A 20,899-nucleotide genomic window follows, 5' to 3' on the forward strand; every position below is an offset into this window, starting at 1 on the left:
AATTGATCAACTTATAACAGAATCAAGTGTTTGTAATTATTAGACTAATGGGGTCAAAACATCACAAATTGATGGCTAAAGAATCAATTTTTTTCTTATATTCAGTTTGTGCGTAAACTTTGCGCAAGTCAAGCGTAAATTTAGCGTAAGTTAGATAAAATTTAAATATTGGCCGAAAAGGTAGTTAATGCCCAAGTAGACAACTCCGGCATACACACCGCTGACGATGTCATCGAGAATAGTTCCCGCACCATGATGCACTTCTTGGTCGAAATACGACGCTGGCCAGATCTTCTTAATATCGAATGCGCGAAAGAGAATAAAGAGGACAAAGAGGTGAGCGAGGTTATGTTTTTGAATGAATAACCACGCAGTGGTCATTCCTAAAACTTCGTCGATCACGATAAACTGTGGATCGTGCAGATTGAATTTTTTTTGCACGCTATCTGTGACAAATGAAGAAATCAGGGTCACGATAACAATGAATGGAATGAATAGAAAAAACGGAGGATTAAATCTTCCGATGAAGTAGAGAAATGGAAGCGTAGCAAGAGTTCCCCACGTTCCAGGTGCTTTAGGCAAAAAACCTACACCAAAGAAAGAGAGGAAAAGAATATCTGGTCTTGTTCGTTCTGGTCGATTAGCATCATTCATTACATAATAGTCTAGCTCGATTACTGGATCTTAAAAAGGCTTTAAATGGAAAGACCGAGTTATCTTCATAAATATATGTTCGATTGGGAAATCTTCGACGTCGTTATTGGCGGAAAGTCGGCCCTCGATACAAAGAATTTTCTCGGACCTATGTCTACTATTGAAGAAGTTAACCAGTTTCTTAAAGGCTATGGCCTTGATCCCAACGACCGCGTAGCTAAATCAGAACTCTTTGGAAATTTCCAGGAGGCCATGCAGTTTATTCGCAGGTACTTCTTAAAAGAAGGAAACCCGGATGGGCTGGATCTTAAAGTTCCCAATTCTCTTTTGATGATTTCAGATATCAGCCAGCTTTTTTTAATGGCGACAGACGACAACATCGTCAAGAAAGAAGATTATTCGCAGGTACTTCTTAAAAGAAGGAAACCCGGATGGGCTGGATCTTAAAGTTCCCAATTCTCTTTTGATGATTTCAGATATCAGCCAGCTTTTTTTAATGGCGACAGACGACAACATCGTCAAGAAAGAAGATAAGCTTTGGGCGGAAGTTGTTTTAAAAGTTATGCATACAATTATGCACGCTGATAAAGATCTTCGTTCGAATTACTTTAATATCGTTCAGACTCAGATCTTTGATCGTTTCTATAAATATGTTTTTAGAAGTGATGATGACAAACTCTTTATTGGAGTCAGAGGAACTGAGGACCGCGTGCCTTTAGTTGATTTTGAAACGAAATCTAAAAAGACCCGTGAAAGTATTATCATTAAACTTCTACATAAAGCTGAAAACGTAGCTGAAGAACTCTTTGATAGAGTTGGTGTGCGTTTTATCACTCACACGCGTTTTGATTCTCTGAGATTGATTCGTTTCCTGCTGGAAAAGAATATCGTTATTCCTCATAACAATAAACCAAGCCGTGCGATCAACACCATGATCAATATGCCGAAGTTTAAAGAGTCTCACCAGTCGCTTTTAAAAATGGCCATCAGAAACAATCTTTCTGAGGAGCGTTTTTTAGCTGCAATGGAAAGAGCGGCAGTAGAGGCACAGCTTGAGCCTTCAGAGAATGAGAGAAACAAACATACATCTAAGGCATATCAGTCGATTCAATTTACTTGTCGTCAGCTGATTGAGTACAAGAATCCATTCCTCCAGGAGTTTAATGACTTAAGAAGGATTGCGAAGAATTCTAACCCTGAAGAAAACGAGCTTGCCCGCCGAGTTCTTAATATGGATATCTCACTGGTGGCCAGAGATATTCGTTTCTTCTATCCATACGAAATTCAAGTTGTAGATCAGGAAGCTTTCAAAGCTAACTCACAAGGGGATGCTTCTCACCAGGAGTACAAACGTCAACAGGTGAGATCGGCAATGAAGCGCGTCTTCAAATCTATTATCGAATACAAGCAAATCGAAATCTAAGCTTTCAATGTTTTTTTAGTGAACTGATTGATTCTGTTGTTGATCATATCGGGGAAATCCGCTTGTGGCACATGCGAGCCATTTTTTACAATGTAGAGCTGGCTTTTTGGCAGGTGTTTTGTGAGGATCTGTTGAAGATAATTTGGAATGATTTTATCTTTATCTCCTCCAATAACTAAGGTCGGAGTTTGGATAGATTCCAGATGATTGATAACATCATGGTCGTGCATTAGTTTTAGAAGGTGAAAGAATAATGTCTCTGGAAGTTCGCTGATCTTTTTCATGTAAAGCTGAACGAATTCCATCTCAACTTGTTTCTTGTTAAATCCACCATCAAAGATCGCATACTGAGCGATCGGGTTTTTAAAAGAGTGTTTCCAAACGGATTTATAAAGCTCCGGGTATTTTTTAGTGAAGGCTTCAATATAAGGCATAGTGATATCGACAATGTTTGAGTCGAACATAATGTCCTGTGGAGGAACTACTGTGCCGGAGATAAGAACTTGTGCCGTCACGTCTTCTGGGTAGCGGCGGGCGTGCTCAAGACAGATATTCACACCCATGCTGTGGCCAACAAACAGAGTTTTTTTGATATTGAGTTCAGCTAAAAGCTCATGAAGGTCTTTAGCAATGTTTGGAAAGTTACACGTCTCCAGGTCGCCGTCACATGATGAGGCGAAGTGAAAGCGGTAGTCGTGTAAAAGAATCTGATAGCCTTGTTCTTCAAAAAAAGGAATTTGATATTTGAAGTGATTGTTGCTGCAAAGAAGACCGTAAATAAATACCACCACCGGTTTTTCAGGATTAAGCTCCTGCGGAGGAAAATTCGTATTGTAAAAAAGACGAATTCCATCACTGGTATAAAAATAGTTCGGGTGGTTTTTCTTAAACATTTTGGGTTTTCTCTTCTACTTCAATCAATACTTCTTCAATGAAGTCCAGGGCAAATCTCAGCTCGCTGGCGTTGGCTGCAAATCCTTTGAAAGCTTCGCTTAAATCTGTTTCATCAGTTGTAGGAGCAAAAGCGTGGATTTTAATTTTGTTTTCACCAAAGGCAATCACATCATTGGGACGGATCTTTAAAGCACCGCTGATCTTCTTTCCATTGACGAAGAAAAAAGGAGAGCGGGTTAAACTCTTCACTACAAGCCCCGGTCCGTGTTTGTCCTGAATAATTTGAATCGTCATGTACTGGAGCGGAAGTTCGCTGTCTAAAAAAATAAGATCGTTTTTCTTTGAGCGGCCAATATGAACGCGATTGAATTCAAACTCGTAGAGTCCGACAGCTAGAGGATCGCTCGAAGATAAAATTTCCAAGTGTAACATGACACCCATTATAGCAAATCATAGGATTTTTACAGCCGGCATTTTTATTTGTCTGTGCACAGCACTCAGGTATTTCCGGCTAAATCATGCCTTGTCCAGAGAAACCGGGACACAAAAACCTTCGTGTCTAAAGATGTCCATAAGAGTGAAGAGGGAGGATTGAGTTTGATTGACGATAAAAAAAAGAAACGATTAGATGACGCCTCATTAATAACTTGTCACAGGAGACACACATGTTAAAAGCTGTATTACTTGCTACTCTAGTTCTTGGTTCAACACTAACTTTCGCTAACGAAGCAGACGTTACAGACGTAGCTTTCGAAGCTGCTGAAACTCTAGCTGTTGATTGTCCAGCTAACTACGAATCTCAACCATACTACGTTTGGAGCAAAGAGCTTCGTAAGTTTGTATTCGCAGGATACAAATGCGTAAAAGTTATTGACCATAAGAACTAATTAATTCCCCCCTTGTGAATTAACTAGTTGCCGGCAGAGATGAATTGTTTTCATCTCTGCCTTTTGCTTTTTTTTACTCCAGAGCTTCGCCTTCTCTGCTACATTCAGGAATGATATAATCCTTTGAGAAGAGTTTGTAGCTGCGGTCTTTTAATTTCGCCATAACATCGATTTCATATCTCAGAGGGATTTCAGCTTTTATGCTTATTTCTTCTGCATTTCTTTTCTTTGAAGGAACTTTTGCCATGTAGATGCGGCTTCTTTCAAGAATTTCATAGCTATCTTTTTTATCATCACCAGTATAAATACTACGGGCATTGATTGTTCGAAGAGTGTCTCCACTCACACAAACTTCCATCACATCTACAGCAACCGTAATTTTCTCCTGTGAAACGAAATGAATTTGAGGAGAGGCTATTTCCAGTCGTGGCGAACGTTTGATTTCGCTCCATGAAGCACTTAGTGTACTTCCACCATGACTTCCACCTACGCCCGGAAAGGCGGAAGAAGTAAAACCTAGTGCAAGTGTCATAAGAATTAATGATGTTTTCATTTTTCGACCTCAATATTGAGAGAGTCTGTGGTCATAAAGGTGAATGCCCTTATAGGCCCAAGATTATTTTTATTTGAAGAGAGCGCAACTTTTTTTCTAAAGGCTTCCTGATCAATTTTAAGCCATTGTTTATAAGCTTCATCAGAAAGACCTTCGGCATATAAACCCATAAAGTTTTGATCAAGCAGATCGCCATTGATTTTTTTGACGTGATTTAAGGCAAGATGAGTTCCCAGGTTGATAATGCTTTCTGGTCCAAAATTGGCCTGGTTTTTACCTAGTTCATAGACCTCAAAACCACTTTCTTTTAAGACCTGCTGTTTGAGCATTTTTTCTAAGATGCTTAAACCGTAATGGCCAAAGCGAGTGAGCAGTTCATTTTTGCTGAGTGGACCTGTTCCGCAGAGAATATAGATTTCCCCGAAGACTGGATTTTTGGCCAGCTCCTGGTCAATGCCAGAGCTGAATGTAATTTGCTCTGTCAGGAGTTGAGGATTAGATTGCACGAGATAATTTTTAATAACTTCAGGTGCAAGATCCAGGATTTTTGCATCGTCATTTTCATCCAGAATGTAGCGGTAAAGTTTGAAGATTGTCATGTAGCTGGCACGATTTTCTTCGTTGAGAAGTCTATTGAGTGTTTTTTCGTGGATGGATGTTTTGACCGAGATGATTTTTAGACCTTTTTTAGGGTCTTTAAATTGGGCCAGAAGGTCTTTTAAGTCGGCAGCAACTTGCGAGACAACTGGGTCTTTTTTTGAGAGGGCTGGAAGAGGCTTGGCCCCAAGAGATGTTTCAATCACTATTTCCATGGCAGTGGATATAGCAGATTTTTACTATTCAAAGGTGGGTCTTATAAAAATTACTTATTAAACGGTCGTAAAAATTCGCGAATCAGATGAAAACTTCTCCAGAAGCCGGCCGATATCCGGGTCCTGGGCCTTGATTAATTCAAAGGCGTCTTCGCGGGCCTGATAAAGAATGTCGGCATGTAAAACGATGTTGGCCAGGCGTTTTTGCGATAAACTTCCAGACTGGTCTGTCCCAAAAAGATCACCTTCGCCACGGAGTTTTAAGTCTTCTTCGGCAATCTTAAAACCATCGGTGTTGCTTTCAATGACTTTAAGTCTTTCCATTGAAAGGGTAGAAATCTTTTTATCGTTAACTAAAAAACAAAATCCCGGTTTGTCCCCGCGACCAACGCGTCCACGCAGCTGGTGCAGGGAAGAAAGGCCGAAGCGCTCAGGGTTAATAATCGCCATAATGGTAGCGTTTAAAACGTTGATCCCAACTTCAATAACACTGGTTGAAACTAGAATATCAATATTGTGGGCCTTAAAGTCAGTGAACATTTTCGCTTTTTCATCGGGCTTCATCTGGCCATGAAGTCCTTCAATGCGGAATTTTGGGAAATACTTGCGGTACCTCTCCAGCGTATCTGTCAGGTTATGGAAGTCTTGTTCGGCACTTTCATTAATCGCCGGAACAACGACATAAACCTGTTCCCCTAAGGACAATCGAGTCATCAAGAAATTTAAGTACTGCTGGTAAGTTTCTTCAGTCACGATTCTGGTTTTGTGACCTTTGCGTCCGCTGGGCATCGTTTTAATAGAAGAAATGTCGAGGTCTCCATATTGAGTCAAACTCAATGACCTTGGAATAGGGGTTGCTGACATAATCAAGCAATGAGTGCCCTGGCCTTTACTGGTTAATTTAATTCTTTGATCGACACCAAACTTATGTTGCTCATCAATGATGGCAAGACCTAACTCTTTAAACTGAATAGTTTCTTGAATCAGTGAGTGTGTCCCAATGATAAAATCAATATCTCCGCTTAACAAATCGGCCTGGATTTGCTTTTTCTCCTTCGCTGGAGTGGAACCCAGGATCAGGCGGAATTTCACGGTGTCGTCGCCAAAAAGTTCCCGGGCCGAAGCGAAGTGCTGCATGGCCAGTGCTTCTGTTGGACACATCAGTGCCGTTTGCCCGCCATTTTCGATAACGATCATAGCAGCGATCATGGCGACAGTTGTTTTCCCACAACCCACGTCACCTTGAACCAGCCTCATCATTGGGTGCTCACTCTTTAAATCGCGGCGGATGTCATGAAGCGTTTTGGCCTGATCGACAGTCAAATCATAAGGGTAGAGTTTAGTAAATGATGAGTAGACCTCTTCGCTTACTTCATATTTTTTAGCTTTTGGCTTTTTGAAGTATTTTCTTCTTAGATAAATTTTCAATTGGTCTTCGAAGAATTCTTCGTAGATCAAACGGCTTTCGGCGCGTTTTTCTAAATCTGCATTGGGCTTAATTTTGGCGTGAATCACTTTGAAAGAATCGCCAAGAGAAAGGAAATTATTTTTAGTCATTAAACTCTTTGGCAGAGTTTCAGGGATATTGTCCCAAAGATTTTTAGGGATCTTATCAATGAATTTTTTAATCTGCACGCCCGGGACAGTGTTCACTGTTGGGTACTGGATTTTTAGTTCATTGGAAACAGTGACAAAAGGGGAAGGGTCATCCGGAGTTTCCAACGGGAAAAAATCCGGGTTAGCGAACTGGTGTTGGCCGTTAAAAACAGAGGCTTCACCCATGAATTCGATATAGGTGCATTTGGAAATTTTTGAAGTCACTGAGCCGTATGAGTTAAACCATTTCAGAGTCAGGATTTTATCAGAGAGTAAATCTTGAACGTGTACCATGATGTTATAAAGCATGGCCTTCCCACGACCGCGGATGCGGAAATTGGGTTTGGCCTGAACGTTTAAAACTTTGGCGCGTCCGATGAAAATGCGCCCTTCTTCGATGTGCTCAAAGCTGCGAAGGGGAGGAAGTTCGACAACTCTTAGGGGAAAAACCCAAAGGAAGTCAGAAATTTCAGTGATGCCAGCGAGAACGAGTTTTTCGTAGGATTTTTTGGAAGCTTTACCCAGCAGGTCTTCAAGACTTGAAGACCATGCCAGTTCTTTCTTTGATGTTTTTTTCTCAGTCAACGAATTCAAATGATTCAATCTCGTATTCGATGTCACCTTTTGGTGCTTTCACGATAACTGTATCGCCTTCTTCTTTTCCGATAAGCGCTTTACCCAATGGGCTGTTGTATGAAATTTTATTGTCGCGGATATCAGATTCATCTTCGCCAACAATTTTATAAGTGATATTAACGTTTTTTTCTACATCTAAAAGAGAAACAGTTGCACCAAAAACAACTTTTGTACTTTTGATTTTGCTGACTTCAACAACGCGCGAGCGCGCCAGGATACCTTGAAGTTGAGCGATTCGCCCTTCAATGATTCCTTGTTTTTCTTTAGCTGCATGGTATTCGGCGTTTTCTTTTAAGTCACCCAGTTCACGGGCTTCGGCAATCGCCACTTTAAGCTCTTCGCGCTCAACTTTAACAAGTTGGTTAAGCTCAGCCTCTAGCTTGTTTTTACCAGCTAATGTGATTGGCAATTCATCCATGGTCGTAATCCTATTTTTTAAAAAGTGAAGCTGCGTGGTTAATTAAGTCTTCCTTTGATGTCCCAGCTTGAGATCCATCTGAAAGATTGAAGTAGTCACAAAAGTTGGCCTTTTCTTTATCGACGATTCTATCGGCGTTTGATTCGCGGCACTCGTTGTAAACCTTCGGGTCATAGAAAGTACACATTCTACAACAATGCAGGCTCGTAGAGCAATAGGGGCACTCCTCAGTTCTGACGATCTTGAAAGCTCCTAAAATGGGAATGGTTTTATGACAGTGATAACAGGTAATATTATTCATTTACTCAACCATTATGATTAAAAGGTCCATTGCTGCACAAGACCTAATTTAATATTAGAAAAATTGATCTGACTTTGCGATGCTTCCGGGCTGAAATAAATCTTTGGAAGATTGCGCTTATTATACTCTTCAATCGCTTTGTTCAGGTTGGCTTCGTTAGAGACTTCCAGTGTTCGCGCCACAAGAAAGTTCACCAGGATGGTTGTTGTCCCGGCAATGATAAAAAGCCTGCGGTCTTCAGAATTAGAATTAAAAAATCCATAGAGCAAAAGCCCTGTTCCAGCAGTTCCTAACACAGCTGAAGGCCAGCGGATGCCTGAATTTTTTTGGTAAGTGTTGAGGTACTGTAAAGCAATTGGATCTTTTTCCAGATGGTAGCGCAGCCCTTCACCTTTTTCAGAAGTGTTTGAATCGATCAGGACTTCCTGATAGTTGATAATGGCCACGCGCGAGCATGTTTCAACGGCGTGAGCACTGATCGAACTAAAAATAAGCAAGAAAATCAAAAAAACGCGCAAAATCACCTCAATTGTTATTATTTTCGATTATAATATAGGCACATCTCATTCAAAAGGTTTTTTCATGGATTTGATTAAAGCTGGTATTGGAATTTCAAAAACAATCAGGAACGTCGGTCGACTGCAGGAAATCGTCATGGTTTTTGCCAGACACGGTTTCGATGAATTCATCACGAAAAATACTACTAATAAAATACCAAATTTTGTTTTACCTAAATCTAAAAAAACGATCACAGAGGAGCTTGCGGATAAGTCGGAAAAAGATTGGAACCAAGTGTTGGGATTTCGCCTGCGTAAATGTTTTGAAGAGTTGGGGCCGGCCTTTATTAAGTTCGGTCAGTTACTAAGTTCCCGCGACGATCTTTTTCATCCATCTTTCCTTGAAGAAATGAGGATGCTTAGAGACAAAGTTAAGCCAGTTGAATTTGAAGATGTAAGATCCAGCATCGAAAGAGCTGTCGGTAAAAAAGTTGAAGAGGCGTTTAGTTCATTCCAAAAAGAAGCTATCGGTACAGCTTCAATCGGTGTTGTCTATAAAGCAGTGTTACATGATGGGACTCCGGTTGTTATTAAAGTTAGACGTCCGGGAATTGAAAAAGAAATTGAAACAGATTTCTCTATCCTGATGTTTCTTGCCATTCAGGCAGAGAGAGTCAGTAAAGAGCTTAAGTATCTGGGGATCTCTCGCGTTGTAAATGACTTTGCCCTGACACTTCACCGCGAATTAAACTTTCATGTTGAAGCCCTTAACTGTGAGCGTTTGAGAAAGAACATTGAAAAACATGATGACCAGAAGATGTATTACATCCCAAAGGTTTTCAAAGAGTATTCAACTGAAGACGTCCTGGTCATTGAAGAACTCATAGGTATTCCTTTCTCAGATAACGAAGCAATTCTTTCAAGAAAGAGCGAAGTGATTCCAAAGATGGAATACGGAGTAAGGCTTTTCTTAAAGACGTTTTTAAAAGATGGCTTCTTCCACGCTGATCTTCATGGTGGGAATTTCTTTTATCTTGAAGACGGAAAAATCGGTCTGATCGATTTTGGTTTGATGGGAAGTTTAAGTAAGAGTGGGCGCCACCATTTTATTGCCATCATCTATGCCATTCTTTCATATAATTACGAAAACCTGGTTTATGAATTTTTAGATGTAGCAGAATACGAGACAATTCCAGATACAGACGCTCTTATCCGCGATGTCCGCGAATCATTAAGTCCGTTTGTTGGGCTTTCGGTAAAGCAGACAAACTTCTCTGATCTTTTAGCCGTTGTTTTAAGCACGCTCAAAAAACACCAGATATATCTTCCTCGCGAATGGTACATTATCTTTAGAGCTCTGATCACTCTTGATGGTGTAGGAAAACAATTGGGTATTGACCTGAATATTTTCGGAATCCTTGAAGGAGATATCGAAGAAATCATTGAGAGCACTTTTAGCAAAGATGAACTTTTAGAAGAAGCTGCCTGGGCCGCGAGAGATTTAACATCTACCATGCGTGTTCTTCCACGCCACATAAAATGGTTCCTGCGCGACTTCGCTAAAAAGGGCTACGCGATTGAAGTCAAAAACACTGGATACGAAAAAGAGTTCAACGCTGCTGTTGGGGCCATCACTTTTACGGGGTTTGCTCTCGTAGCTTCAGTCATGTTCTTTTCTGGTATCTTTATAATAGGAGCAAAAGACATCTCTCACTGGAGCCAGATTCCGACAGGAAGCTGGATTATGTGGAGTATGGGTATCCTATTGTTCTCTTCAGGTATTGCCAGCCTTCGCCGCTAGGGAAAGCTGGCCAAAATCTCCATTGCCAAGAAAAAGAGTCGTCTAAAAAACGGTCAAATTCCATCGGGCATTCATCGTTTCAACCGCTTAGGTAGGAAAAACATGGATGTTGTTTACCCCAATCACATAAGCCCTTAAAATATAATTATAAATATTGATAACGAGGTACGTATGCTAAAAATCTTAATTTTGTTTACCCTGACTTTGAATGTCGCCTTTGCAAAGGATCGATTTTCAAGTGACGACAGAAAAAAATTTTTAGATGAAGTGAAGCAAGAAATTGCAGAACATAAAGTTGAGAATAAAGGACGCGTTGATCTTCAGATCATTAAGCCAGGTCTTTATGCTGAGCTTGAAGAATATTTAAAACAAGAGAAGTTCACTCGTGATGAGATGCTTAAAATTAAGCAGAACTATGAAGCATTCTCAAAAAATCCAGGTGTCTCACCAGATAGAGTAGAAGACGCTTTTTATGCTTTCATCGAAAGAGAATTAGATGACATTAATAAGAAGGCATTGGCTAAAGTAGCAGAAGGAAATGTTTGTAATACCTGGAGCTGTGAAGACGGTCTTAAGTGTGCACCAGATCCAGTTCAAGTGGCCATTGGTAAAGGGAAGAAGGCCGGAGACAAATGTGCTGAAAACACAGAGTGTGCTTCTGGCGAGTGTGTTGAAGAAAAAGCAGGCTCAAAAGTAAAAGTATGTGAAGAAGTTTTCCGTTGTTATAGACCACTGGCCCTTGGTCAGTCATGTATGGCCAACCCTGTTTGTGGTGTTGGTATTTGTCTTCCTTATAACTCGCAAACTTCAGGAATTGGAGAGTGTGAAGTTCAAGGTAAATCTTGTAAGAAAAATTCTGACTGCTGTTCAAACTCATGTAATGGCGGTGTATGTAAAGCAAACTTTATCTGTAAAGACTGTGTAAGCACAGGTGGTAAACCTCAAAGAGGACAGAAATGTTGCGAGGGGCTTTATATGAATGGTAAAGGCGTGTGTGTTCCAGACGTTCCACCTTCGGTTATCCCACAAGTTCGCGTTTCACCTATTAAGTCAATCTTTGTTGCTATCGCGAGCTTCTTCATCTCAACTGCAGATGCTGGGGAAATTGAAAAGATCCAGAATTCATTTGACCAGTTAATGGCCCAACATGAAGATGCACCAGTTGGTTCTACTTTCACATGGGGATCGGGAACTCTAAAAGTTCTTCCAACTGGTAACGTTCTTTATACACCAACTGGTGGTGGGACAAGTGTTGAGTTAAGTGAAAAAAGTAACATCATCAAAGTTGCCAATAAGTCAGCAGAACTAAGACAAAATATCATTCAAACTTATGGTGTTGACCCATTGGGGACAAGCTCTTCAAGTGCAGCGAACGCTTCAACTCTTGAGACACTGAAAAAAGTAGAAGCTCAATCGCTAAATAATGGCGCATCGACATCAGTGAATATCTCTGGATTTGGTAACGTCACTTTGACGAATTCGAGAACGGAAGGCTCTGGTGATAATCAGACAACAATCCCTTCATCTGTTACAACAGCAAGCGGAAAGACATACTCGCCGGCCAGTGAGTTTTTCGCTAGTAATGAGTATGCGGCCATGACTGGTAGTAAGCTGAATGCTGATGACTATAAGTACCTGGTAGAAGAGCTTGAAGCAGCGACAAAAACAGCTCAAAGTTCAACTGGCGCTAAAACGGCAGCAGAAGAACTTGAGGACGAAGAAAAGTTCCTTAATAATGGTGCTAAAAATGACGGACTAGACCTGAAGTCTGGGATCATGTCAGATACAGAAAAATATAAAAACTTCCGTGCAGAATCGAAGCAAGGAAAAGCTTTGAACATGGATGAAAACAAAGCGAAATTAGTCTTTGATAAAAAATCTAACTTCGTTACATGTGATATCCGCTTCAGAGACGATTTTTATAATGGTCTCAAAGAAAACGGAACAATGGATCGTGAGATTGCGATGTTGGCCTTTGACTTTGTTATGTCAGGGGAAGCTGATGCAGACTATTGGACGACGAATGGTAATGCTGACACCTCAATTTATGCACGTTTAAAAAAGGTAGCTGCAAACCACAAGCTGGTTCGCGCGGATACAAATAAGAAAATCGAAAACATCAATAAAAAGCTAACTTGTATGTGTATTGATGTGCAAGGGTACAACAAGCAGACTGACGAGTCGAAAAAGACATTTTTCAGAGAAAATTGTGAAGAGTACGCTAAGTACACAGACCCATCAACAAACTTCGATGAGCTGGACGGTGATGCTTCAGGTATTAAAGCAAAACGTCTTCTGACTGTGTGGACATCAAACCTTTCATCTTTTTATGCTTCACTGACAATCGATAACAACGAAGCTTATACAGCTCTTAATAAAGTTTCTAGTTGGGCAAGTTCAGAAGCTAAATGGAGAGATACAAAAACAAGAAAATATGAACTATTTAAGTTCAACATTAAAAATCCTAGCGGAAGTGTGGCCGGACTAGGGGCCTTAATTGGTGCCTTATTAGCTGCCGGGGTTATTGCTATCCTGGGTGGATTTGCAACAACTTCAATTCTTTCGACATGGATGACTGCTGGAATTATCACAGCTTCAGCCGCAACGGGTGCCGGAGGATTGTGGATGATTGCCTCTCTTAAAGGAGCATGGATCCAGGTTGGACCACAGATCAACGACTATGACATCCCTCCAAGAAGTTATTCTTGCGGTAAGAAAGAAACATGTATGGAGTATACGAGAACTCTAGTGCAGCCATACAACGATATCTGTAAGATCCACGCTTCAGCGAGTGCGTGTTTAAAAGCTTTCACAGTTATTAGTGAAGATAAAGAGTCTCGTTACATTGTTGACCCATGGATTCCAGCTGGGGTTTCTAGAAATGCAATCCTTTCTAATCAACCAGTTTATGCTGAGAAGATTGAAGAAGGATTCCAGGCCGCTAAAAATGCCATGATCATGAAAAACCCAGGTGCAACTGGTGGTGGTGGTAAAAAAGGTGGCGGTAACTTCGTATCGGAGCTTTACCTGTCTGAAGTATTCATCGACGCCAACATCCTTGGAAGTTATCTTCCGAGACTTGGACAAGATTTAGAAAAAACTTATTTCATGAACCGCGATAAAGTGAAGCTGATTAAGGATGCTGCAAAAGCTTTTGCAATCAGTGAAGGGTTCTTAAAAGAAACTGAAACAGCAAACCTTGAAGCTTTTGCTAACTATGCTTACGAATACCACTTCCTATGGCCGAAGAAATCGAATCCAGAAGAAATCAGTTATCCAACGATTGGTCTTCTTGATTACCTTCGTTATATGGCGGTAGATATTTCAGGGACGCTGACAACAGGGCTCGCAAAAGAGACAATCAGTTTAAATAAACTGAATGCTCAGTATCTAAAAGACTATCTGAATAACTTAAAGCTTTATGCGGAAAAACCAATCAATCAGACAGATGCTGTTAAAAAAGCACTTCTAGGTAAAGAGATTGATAAAACGCAAAAGGCCCTGGATAACCTTCTGACGATGAATGCTCTTATTGATAACTCTGCTCTTGATGGCCAGTTATCGAATTTAAGCTCAACGACAGTTGCCGAGCAGTCAAAACTGGCCGGTGCTAACGGGGCAGCTAATTTTTCAACAGACCAGGCAAACTTCTTAAAAGCGGTTGGTAACTTGAGAGCATCAAGAAAAGAGCAGTTAAAGGCACTTGATACCTATAATAAGGCCATGGCCTCTAACGGAGACAAAGAGCGTACTGCTAAAATGGCAGCGACTTCTAAGAAATTCAGTAAGAGTTTTGCGACAGGAAGCTCTTCATTTGGAAGCGGAAGCTCATTGTTTGCTGGTGGCAATTCTTCAGGATCTAGTTCTGATCTAAATGCTGCGAAAAAAGATGCTAAGAACATTTACGGTGGTGGATCGAACTCTGGTTACGGAACATCTGGAACAGGCGCTCTGTTTGGTGGCGGATCAGGATCATCTTCATCGAGTAGCTCTAGCAACAACACTGCAGACTCTGGATCGGGCTCAGGATCGGGATCAAGTGCAGCATCGAGTGCAGACCAAGATAGATTAGCGGACGCAATCGATGCAAGAAATAAAAACAAAGATAAATATCAGTCCAAAGATGGGCAGAGTTTATTTGAACAAGTAACCAATGCTTATATCAGAAACTACGATAAAGTATTGATCAGAAAGAAAGACAAGGATGTCATTGAAGACAAACGATAATAATGAATTAAGCTCGAGAATTGTTAACTTAGATTTCTTACGCGGCTTTTTCATTCTCCTGGCATTACAACAACATTTCACGTACTACATTAACATGTGGTACGTGGATTATTTTCGCGATACCATGGCCTTGACCAGCACCTACAGCGTGCATTTTCCCATGATCGGAAAACAAATCTCCAGCGATACATTGAACTACTGGTTTGCCATGGTTTTTACTCCATGGGTAAGCCAGGTTTATCTCACCATGGCAGCTTTTAACCTGGCCAAAAAAGACCAGCTCTCTTTTGGAGAAAGCTTGGGGTCAAGGTTTAAAGTCTTCGGGCTTATCTTTCTCTACTTTGTTTTTGAGAACTTTATTGTGGCCCCGAATTTCGGGCAGGCGATTTCATTTTATCCAATTATGCTATGGATGGTGGTCCTTGGGGCGCTGTCCTTAGTTTATAAATTCCTGGGAATCAGGGGAGTATTAGTTTTAACCCTGCTTTCTTGTCTGCGTTTTATTATCCCGGTAGAGCTTATCTCAGATTTCTTTGAATCAATGGTAAGAAGCACGATCCATCCAGGATATGAGTACGATGCGCGCCTGGAGTACTTCATTCTTTCAGGATGCCTGGGTTTTATCATGGGCTACGTTCATTACCATCTTCCGATGTATAAACATAAAAAAGATTTTTTGTTTGCCGGAATGGGGCTTCTTTTGGTTTTAATTTATATTCTTATCGGTGATAAGTTTGTCATGTACCGCGATGACTTTTTCAGGACTGAGCACGACCTGGCCCGTACTTTTTCAGGAACAGCTTATGTCCTAGGCATTCAGGCAATCGTGATTTCTGCCTTTTTGTGGCTGGAAAGAAGAAAGATTATTTTCAACATCCCACTGCTTAACTGGATGGGAATTTATTCTTTGATGATCTTTGCTCTTCACCGCATTCTTTTTGTGAAGGTCATAGCACCAACGAGCGTTATGTTTGGCAGCTTGTTTGGGAGAGTTTTAACTGCTTCTACGCTTGAAGTTTATATCTACATTTTTATTACATTGGCCCTTTGTTATTTTGTTAGAGTGTCGCCATTAAGTGACATTATTCTGCAAAAAAGAAGATAGGTAACAGTATGGACACGAGGTCCCAGCATTTGTTATTTGATGCCGTCTGTGAACGCGATTTCACAGCTGCGGACATCGAACACATAAAAGATGTCATTGAAAAAAATCTGACGGTGGTGAGTAAGATTGAACATAAGTTTACTCCTCATGGAGAAACAATTGTTTTTATCCTGGCAGAGTCGCATTTTTCACTGCACACTTACCCGGAAAATCGTTTTATCTCGCTGGATATTTATGTCTGCAATATGGAAACGGATTTAAAGAAGATCGTAAACGAAATCTCTAAGGTTGTGCCTTTTGAGAAGGTGGACCAGCGTTTCCTTTCTCGAGGGAAAATCGGAACACCTGTTACTTCAAATAATTTAAACTTAATTTATCTTGTGACGGTTATTACTGCTTGCTGCAGTATTCTTTATGAACTTCTTTTAGCTCAAGCTCTTTCAACGACGATGGGGAATACGGCCCTTCGCTACAACACAACGATCGGTCTTTATATCGCGGCCATGGGATTTGGTGCTCTTCTTTATAAAAAGTTTGTGAAACGAGATGTCCTGGAAGAGTTTGTTAAGTACGAGCTTCTTCTTTCTTTGGTCGGTGGATCGGCCCCTGTCCTGGCCCTGGTTTTCGATTATGCTTTTAACAACATCGCTAAAAGTAGTGGAGTCCCGTATTTTTCAAACTGGATTCAAATGCCACTTTTTACTCTAAATCACGTTTTGATTGTGGTTATTGGTTTCTTGTCAGGCCTGGAGCTTCCGCTTCTTATTGATATGGGGAAAAAATTTGACAAGAGAAAGGGAAGTTACGTTTTAGCTTACGATTATTTTGGAACACTCATTGGAGCGATTCTTTTTCCTATTATGATTCTTCCTCAGTTACATATCTTCACCATTGGTTATGTCGTTTCAGCAATGAATATCCTGGTGGCGTTATTTGTGATGATTAAACTTAAAATTGACAATAATAAGTACAAACTCTTTATTGCTATAATGCTCATCGGATGGGCACTCTTGATTTTCAATTCAGACACGGTCAATGAAATGATTATTCAGAAATTTTACTTTGGTGGTCAGCCATGAATACCGTAACTAATAGAAAAGCTGTAAAAATTGAAATCCTGGCCATTACCATTATCCTGGCCTTTTGTAGTATCGTCTACGAATTGCTTCTGGCCAACACACTGGCCATCGTGACTGGTAACTATATTTGGTGGCAGTCGATGACAATCGGTATTTATATCGGAGGTCTGGGGCTTGGGGCCTATTATTCAGATCGCCTGCGCGATACTTACAAGAGCATTGTTAACACTGAAATTGTTCTTTCATTCTTTGGGATGATCAGTGTTGTATATGTTTACATGCTTCATGGAGGATATAAATACATCGATAATCTGTTCTTCTATACTGGAAATTACCACTCGAGTATTTATCTACAAAACCTCTTTGCATTAAAGATTGTCTTTTTTGTCATGGTTCAGGCCCTGACATTTTTAATTGGTTTGCTTTCTGGTTTTGAAATTCCGCTAATGGTAAGAATTGCAGAAGAAAAACTAGGCGAAGAAAATGATAATGAGTACCAGATTTTTGGTATTAATTATATTGGAACTCTGGTTGGGACAACTTTTTTTGCATATCTTCTTTTGCCTAAATTAGATGTTATTAAAACGTCAGTGGCGGTGGCCCTGTTAAACCTTGCTGTTTGTATTTACTTCATCGTGAGGTATTTAAAGGTCAGCAAGAAAGTTTATTATGCCTTTTCATGTGCCATTTTAGTTTTGGGTATTCTCATTAGCAGTAGTGAGCACAAGATTACTCAGACTTACTTGAAAATTTTCTACTACATGCCTAAAATTTTAGGTGAAAGCAAACAGGAAGTTGAAAATCTCTATCACAAACTGGATCGTTTGCCAGAAGTTGAGCGTTCAAAATCGCTTTATCAATACCTGGATATTTTTAGTTATCCATTTGTTTATAACGGCGAGGTTAAGGATTCGACGATTTTAACCCTGGATACAAACTTTCAGTTCAATACGGCCACAGAGTTCCTTTATCACCAGGCCTTTGCTCACGTTTCAATTGCAGTAAATAAGAAAGTGCCTAAAAAAGTTCTGCTCTTAGGTGGGGGAGATGGTCTTCTTTTGCGTGAGCTTTTAAAATACGATGAAATTGAATCCATCGATTTTATCGAGCTGGATGAAAAGATGCTCGATTTGGCCAAAGGGCGCTTTGCTGAACTCAATCAGCACTCTGTTTCTAATCCTAAAGTCAAAGTTCATATCAATGATGGTTTTTACTTTTTAAGAAACACCAACGAGAAGTTTGATGCCATTTTTATCGATTTTCCTTATCCAAACTCATACGACCTGGCGAGGCTTTATAGTGTAGAGTTCTACACGTATGTCAGAAAGGCCTTGAACCCGGATGGATTTGCTATTTTAGATGCTCCTTTCTTCGATAAAGAAAACGAGATCAAAGATAACATTCGTGGGCGAGTTATGGTGACGACGATATTTAATGAAAGAAACCTTCTCAATAACAGCGTTCTGGCCAGCACATTCTATTACGCTGGTTTTAAGACATTCTTCCCTTACCGTATTGCTGATGAGTCTTTTTTATTTGTAAAGCAGGATGCGGGAGCAATTGATTATGATTTTATGGAGAAGTCGGATCTGTCGCGTTTAAGTAAAGAGACGATTATTGAAATGAATAATATCAAAAATCAGAACTTCCCTTACGAGATTTCTTTAAAGCACATCAATTCGATCTTTAAGCCGGCCGTGGTGAAGAGAAACGAATTCTAAATACTGTCTGTCCCTGTAATGTATGGGGACAGCAGGAATTTTTCAAATTCCACAGATGGACGAGGCCCGAATAAGTACTGCAGGAAATCCTGGTGAGTGGCCTGGTATTCTTTTTGTTCAAATTTAAATTTGACCTGATCGCCGGTCATATCATACAGCTCCAGAGCCCCATCGCTGGTTTTTTGCAGGAACTCTTTTAAGACCTGATAGTTTCCAAGGCGCATGAAAGCAGTAAAAAAGATATCCTTGTTACTCGAAAGAGAAAGTTCACTTTCCGGAAGCCAGGTTTTAAAACGCTGAAGAGTTTTCATAAGGGGTAGGTATTGATCAGGAAGGCAGCCGATTTCATGAATAATATTTGAAAGATCTCTTCCTTTATTTACACAGAAGTACTGCTCTAAAACGCCATCTGGATTTTTCCTGATATAAAGATCAATAGAAGTCATTTCTTTAATGATGGACCATTCTTTTTCTTCTCTGATAACAGTAAAAAAATATTTTTCATTAAATTGTGAATACACACTTCTTAGAGAATCGAAATCTTTAGGAGAGAGGTCTTTAAATGTTGTCTTCTGAAATCCTACAGGGCGATCGTTGTTAGTGAAGACAGCGTGTCCTGTTTCAATAAGACCGCCACTCAAGTGAAAACCAAATTTTTCATAGAGGCCGGTGATTTCACTCCATAAAATAAAAAGAGCACACTCCTTAGAATGTTCATTTAAAGCGTGGTTCATCAGGCCTTTAAAAAGATCTCTTCCTCTATACTCTTTCACTGTAGCAATACCACCAATGAAAGCGACTTTGATCTGGTGATTATTTTTTGTCATCACTCGAGGACATAATGCTAAATGTGAAACCACTTGGTTGGTTGTTGTGTCTACATAGAGATAACAATTTTCAAAATTAAGCGGGTCCATTAAGAGAGCGAAGTCGCGCGCGAAGGAAAGTTCGCTAGAGTAGTGGAATTCCCTCTCAATAAGAGCGATCACACTCTCAAAATATTCGGGGTTAGCAGACAAAGTGGTAAGGGAAAATGATGAATCATTCATATATGTCTATTTTAAAGGCAATTAACTTCAAAAATGACCAATTTTCTTTCATCTTTTTTGGGAGAGGCTTTTGATCAGGTACCCGTTTTCAAGTAAAAACAATGGCTTATCTGTTAAAAAATGTCTAAAAAATAGTCATTTTTTTCTAAAGTTCTTTTGAGATGTCGACGAATAGTTAAACATGAAGCCGTGGGATATTTCCCACCGAGAGACATGATGTTTCTCACACCAGAAATCAAGGAGGATGTATGGGACTTCGAATTAACACGAACGTTGCGTCGTTAAACGCACAAAGGAATCTAGGTTCAACTAGAATTTCTATGAACAAGTCTTTGGAGAAACTTTCTTCAGGGCAAAGAATCAACAGAGCTGGTGACGATGCTGCCGGTCTCGCAATCTCAGAAAACTTAAAAGCGCAAATTAAAGGTTTAGGACAAGCGGAAAGAAACGCTGAAGACGGTATCTCTCTGGTTCAAATCGCGGAAGGTGCATTAGGGGAAGTTTCAAACATCCTAATCAGACTTAGAGAACTAGGAGTACAAGCTGCTTCTGATACTATCGGAGCAACAGAAAGAAAGTTTCTTAACGTGGAATTTGAACAGTTAACTTCGGAAGTTGACCGTATTGCCAACTCAACAGAATTCAACCGCGTACCATTACTTAACGGAACTGGTGCTGTGTTTGATATTCAAATCGGAACAAGAAATGATCCTATCTCTGACCGTTTAACGTTTGATGCTTCATCAGCTGACGTTAACGTAGCAGCTCTAGGTCTAAACCTTGCTTCAGTATCTGACAAAATTTCAGCTCAAAACTCACTGACGTCGATTGACCAAGCGATCATTTCGGTTTCAGGGATCAGAGCGGACTTCGGTGCTCTTCAAAACAGACTTCAGTCGACAGTAAACAACATTCAAACAAGTGTTGAAAACCTGGCTGCTGCAAACTCTCGTGTAAGAGACACAGACATCGCTGCAGAAACTGCAGAATTAACAAAACAGAATATCTTAATGACTGCAGGTACATCAGTTTTAGCGCAAGCGAACTCAAGTACAAACAATGCATTGAGCTTGATCCAGGCTGCTTCTCAGAGGTAATAACCTCTGAGGCATCTTCCACGCCTGCAAGTGTGAGTTGAATGCATAACAGTTTTAAGGATGAGAATTAAACTTTTGAGTAGTTGCTAAGTTTAGTTAATGGTTACTAGTACTTTAAAATTTAAAAACAAATAATAACAAATTTTCTG

The 20,899-nt window shown here is 40.2% G+C and carries 19 protein-coding genes; 9 read left to right on the forward strand and 10 right to left on the reverse strand.

The features are described from left to right. Positions 1–150 precede the first annotated feature (150 nt). Entirely contained in the window at positions 151–654 is a 504-nt protein-coding gene (locus C0V70_RS00835) for a phosphatidylglycerophosphatase A family protein (protein ID WP_102241970.1), read from the reverse strand. A gap of 45 nt (positions 655–699) precedes the next feature. On the opposite strand from C0V70_RS00835, the gene C0V70_RS00840 reads away from it, so the two are divergent. Both C0V70_RS00840 and C0V70_RS00845 read left to right on the forward strand, forming a co-directional pair. Continuing rightward, complete coding sequence (locus C0V70_RS00840) at positions 700–1,101, forward strand: hypothetical protein (protein WP_102241971.1); 402 nt, start codon at positions 700–702, stop codon at positions 1,099–1,101. Continuing rightward, the gene (locus tag C0V70_RS00845; protein WP_243733576.1) at positions 1,091–2,077 is read left to right on the forward strand and encodes a TIGR04552 family protein; all 987 of its coding nucleotides are present in this window, start codon (positions 1,091–1,093) and stop codon (positions 2,075–2,077) included. The genes C0V70_RS00840 and C0V70_RS00845 overlap by 11 nt, the downstream gene beginning before the upstream one ends. Here the strand turns inward: C0V70_RS00845 and C0V70_RS00850 are convergent. Then, on the reverse strand, positions 2,074–2,970 hold the full coding sequence (locus C0V70_RS00850) for an alpha/beta fold hydrolase (protein WP_102241973.1): 897 nt from the start codon (positions 2,968–2,970) through the stop codon (positions 2,074–2,076). The two genes, C0V70_RS00845 and C0V70_RS00850, sit on opposite strands and share 4 nt — an antisense overlap. Then, a complete protein-coding gene (locus C0V70_RS00855) occupies positions 2,963–3,403 on the reverse strand; it encodes an FHA domain-containing protein (RefSeq protein WP_102241974.1) in 441 nt (146 codons plus the stop codon). The genes C0V70_RS00850 and C0V70_RS00855 overlap by 8 nt, the downstream gene beginning before the upstream one ends. 233 nt (positions 3,404–3,636) lie before the next feature. Here C0V70_RS00855 and C0V70_RS00860 point away from each other — a divergent pair, with 233 nt between their 5' ends. Then, the gene (locus tag C0V70_RS00860; protein ID WP_102241975.1) at positions 3,637–3,858 is read left to right on the forward strand and encodes a hypothetical protein; all 222 of its coding nucleotides are present in this window, start codon (positions 3,637–3,639) and stop codon (positions 3,856–3,858) included. Positions 3,859–3,931: 73 nt separating this feature from the next. Here the strand turns inward: C0V70_RS00860 and C0V70_RS00865 are convergent, their stop codons facing one another. From C0V70_RS00865 to C0V70_RS00885, 6 genes are read right to left on the reverse strand one after another with little or no spacing between them, the layout of a single operon-like run. Next, positions 3,932–4,411 carry a hypothetical protein gene (locus tag C0V70_RS00865; RefSeq protein ID WP_102241976.1) on the reverse strand — a complete coding sequence of 160 codons (480 nt, stop codon included), beginning with the start codon at positions 4,409–4,411 and terminating at the stop codon, positions 3,932–3,934. Further along, positions 4,408–5,223, reverse strand: coding sequence for a hypothetical protein (locus C0V70_RS00870; protein WP_133566641.1), 816 nt, complete (start codon positions 5,221–5,223; stop codon positions 4,408–4,410). Before C0V70_RS00870 ends, C0V70_RS00865 begins: the two co-directional genes overlap by 4 nt. Positions 5,224–5,280: 57 nt before the next feature. Further along, positions 5,281–7,413 carry an ATP-dependent DNA helicase RecG gene (locus C0V70_RS00875; protein ID WP_133566640.1) on the reverse strand — a complete coding sequence of 711 codons (2,133 nt, stop codon included), beginning with the start codon at positions 7,411–7,413 and terminating at the stop codon, positions 5,281–5,283. After that, the gene (gene greA, locus C0V70_RS00880) at positions 7,397–7,873 is read right to left on the reverse strand and encodes a transcription elongation factor GreA (protein WP_102241979.1); all 477 of its coding nucleotides are present in this window, start codon (positions 7,871–7,873) and stop codon (positions 7,397–7,399) included. Before greA ends, C0V70_RS00875 begins: the two co-directional genes overlap by 17 nt. Before the next feature lie 10 nt (positions 7,874–7,883). Beyond that, complete coding sequence (locus C0V70_RS18930; RefSeq protein WP_133566639.1) at positions 7,884–8,174, reverse strand: hypothetical protein; 291 nt, start codon at positions 8,172–8,174, stop codon at positions 7,884–7,886. 17 nt (positions 8,175–8,191) lie between these two features. Next, positions 8,192–8,692, reverse strand: a complete 501-nt coding sequence (locus tag C0V70_RS00885; protein WP_102241980.1) for a hypothetical protein — start codon at positions 8,690–8,692, stop codon at positions 8,192–8,194. A 64-nt stretch (positions 8,693–8,756) separates the two neighbouring features. On the opposite strand from C0V70_RS00885, the gene C0V70_RS00890 reads away from it, so the two are divergent. The 5 genes from C0V70_RS00890 to C0V70_RS00910 all read left to right on the forward strand — a co-directional run bounded on the left by C0V70_RS00890 (position 8,757) and on the right by C0V70_RS00910 (position 18,604). Continuing rightward, a complete protein-coding gene (locus tag C0V70_RS00890) occupies positions 8,757–10,472 on the forward strand; it encodes an ABC1 kinase family protein (RefSeq protein ID WP_102241981.1) in 1,716 nt (571 codons plus the stop codon). Between the two features lie 171 nt (positions 10,473–10,643). Then, positions 10,644–14,699: a hypothetical protein gene (locus tag C0V70_RS00895; protein WP_102241982.1), complete on the forward strand. Its 4,056-nt coding sequence runs from the start codon at positions 10,644–10,646 to the stop codon at positions 14,697–14,699. Beyond that, the gene (locus C0V70_RS00900) at positions 14,683–15,804 is read left to right on the forward strand and encodes a hypothetical protein (protein ID WP_133566638.1); all 1,122 of its coding nucleotides are present in this window, start codon (positions 14,683–14,685) and stop codon (positions 15,802–15,804) included. The genes C0V70_RS00895 and C0V70_RS00900 overlap by 17 nt, the downstream gene beginning before the upstream one ends. Positions 15,805–15,812: 8 nt before the next feature. Further along, entirely contained in the window at positions 15,813–16,883 is a 1,071-nt protein-coding gene (locus tag C0V70_RS00905) for an S-adenosylmethionine decarboxylase (RefSeq protein WP_102241984.1), read from the forward strand. Further along, positions 16,880–18,604, forward strand: coding sequence for a spermidine synthase (locus C0V70_RS00910; RefSeq protein WP_102241985.1), 1,725 nt, complete (start codon positions 16,880–16,882; stop codon positions 18,602–18,604). Before C0V70_RS00905 ends, C0V70_RS00910 begins: the two co-directional genes overlap by 4 nt. On the opposite strand, the gene C0V70_RS00915 is transcribed toward C0V70_RS00910, so the two are convergent. Continuing rightward, positions 18,601–19,653, reverse strand: coding sequence for a GNAT family N-acetyltransferase (locus tag C0V70_RS00915; RefSeq protein ID WP_102241986.1), 1,053 nt, complete (start codon positions 19,651–19,653; stop codon positions 18,601–18,603). The two genes, C0V70_RS00910 and C0V70_RS00915, sit on opposite strands and share 4 nt — an antisense overlap. Positions 19,654–19,901: 248 nt before the next feature. Here C0V70_RS00915 and C0V70_RS00920 point away from each other — a divergent pair, with 248 nt between their 5' ends. Continuing rightward, positions 19,902–20,750 (forward strand): flagellin N-terminal helical domain-containing protein, encoded by an 849-nt coding sequence (locus C0V70_RS00920; RefSeq protein ID WP_102241987.1) that lies wholly within the window; start codon positions 19,902–19,904, stop codon positions 20,748–20,750. The last annotated feature ends 149 nt before the right edge of the window (positions 20,751–20,899 follow it).

This window comes from Bacteriovorax stolpii (assembly GCF_002872415.1).
In the GTDB taxonomy this organism is placed as follows: Bacteria; Bdellovibrionota; Bacteriovoracia; order Bacteriovoracales; family Bacteriovoracaceae; genus Bacteriovorax; species Bacteriovorax stolpii.

What these genes read in the sequence shown, in the direction of transcription:
- C0V70_RS00840 (WP_102241971.1), top strand. Translation starts at nt 700, where the DNA reads ATGGAAAGACCGAGTTATCTTCATAAATATATGTTCGATTGGGAAATC.
- C0V70_RS00920 (WP_102241987.1), top strand. Translation starts at nt 19,902, where the DNA reads ATGGGACTTCGAATTAACACGAACGTTGCGTCGTTAAACGCACAAAGG.
- C0V70_RS00895 (WP_102241982.1), top strand. Translation starts at nt 10,644, where the DNA reads ATGCTAAAAATCTTAATTTTGTTTACCCTGACTTTGAATGTCGCCTTT.
- C0V70_RS00870 (WP_133566641.1), bottom strand. Translation starts at nt 5,223, where the DNA reads ATGGAAATAGTGATTGAAACATCTCTTGGGGCCAAGCCTCTTCCAGCC.
- greA (WP_102241979.1), bottom strand. Translation starts at nt 7,873, where the DNA reads ATGGATGAATTGCCAATCACATTAGCTGGTAAAAACAAGCTAGAGGCT.
- C0V70_RS00890 (WP_102241981.1), top strand. Translation starts at nt 8,757, where the DNA reads ATGGATTTGATTAAAGCTGGTATTGGAATTTCAAAAACAATCAGGAAC.
- C0V70_RS00860 (WP_102241975.1), top strand. Translation starts at nt 3,637, where the DNA reads ATGTTAAAAGCTGTATTACTTGCTACTCTAGTTCTTGGTTCAACACTA.
- C0V70_RS00865 (WP_102241976.1), bottom strand. Translation starts at nt 4,411, where the DNA reads ATGAAAACATCATTAATTCTTATGACACTTGCACTAGGTTTTACTTCT.
- C0V70_RS00855 (WP_102241974.1), bottom strand. Translation starts at nt 3,403, where the DNA reads ATGTTACACTTGGAAATTTTATCTTCGAGCGATCCTCTAGCTGTCGGA.
- C0V70_RS00905 (WP_102241984.1), top strand. Translation starts at nt 15,813, where the DNA reads ATGGACACGAGGTCCCAGCATTTGTTATTTGATGCCGTCTGTGAACGC.
- C0V70_RS00910 (WP_102241985.1), top strand. Translation starts at nt 16,880, where the DNA reads ATGAATACCGTAACTAATAGAAAAGCTGTAAAAATTGAAATCCTGGCC.
- C0V70_RS18930 (WP_133566639.1), bottom strand. Translation starts at nt 8,174, where the DNA reads ATGAATAATATTACCTGTTATCACTGTCATAAAACCATTCCCATTTTA.
- C0V70_RS00850 (WP_102241973.1), bottom strand. Translation starts at nt 2,970, where the DNA reads ATGTTTAAGAAAAACCACCCGAACTATTTTTATACCAGTGATGGAATT.
- C0V70_RS00915 (WP_102241986.1), bottom strand. Translation starts at nt 19,653, where the DNA reads ATGAATGATTCATCATTTTCCCTTACCACTTTGTCTGCTAACCCCGAA.
- C0V70_RS00835 (WP_102241970.1), bottom strand. Translation starts at nt 654, where the DNA reads ATGAATGATGCTAATCGACCAGAACGAACAAGACCAGATATTCTTTTC.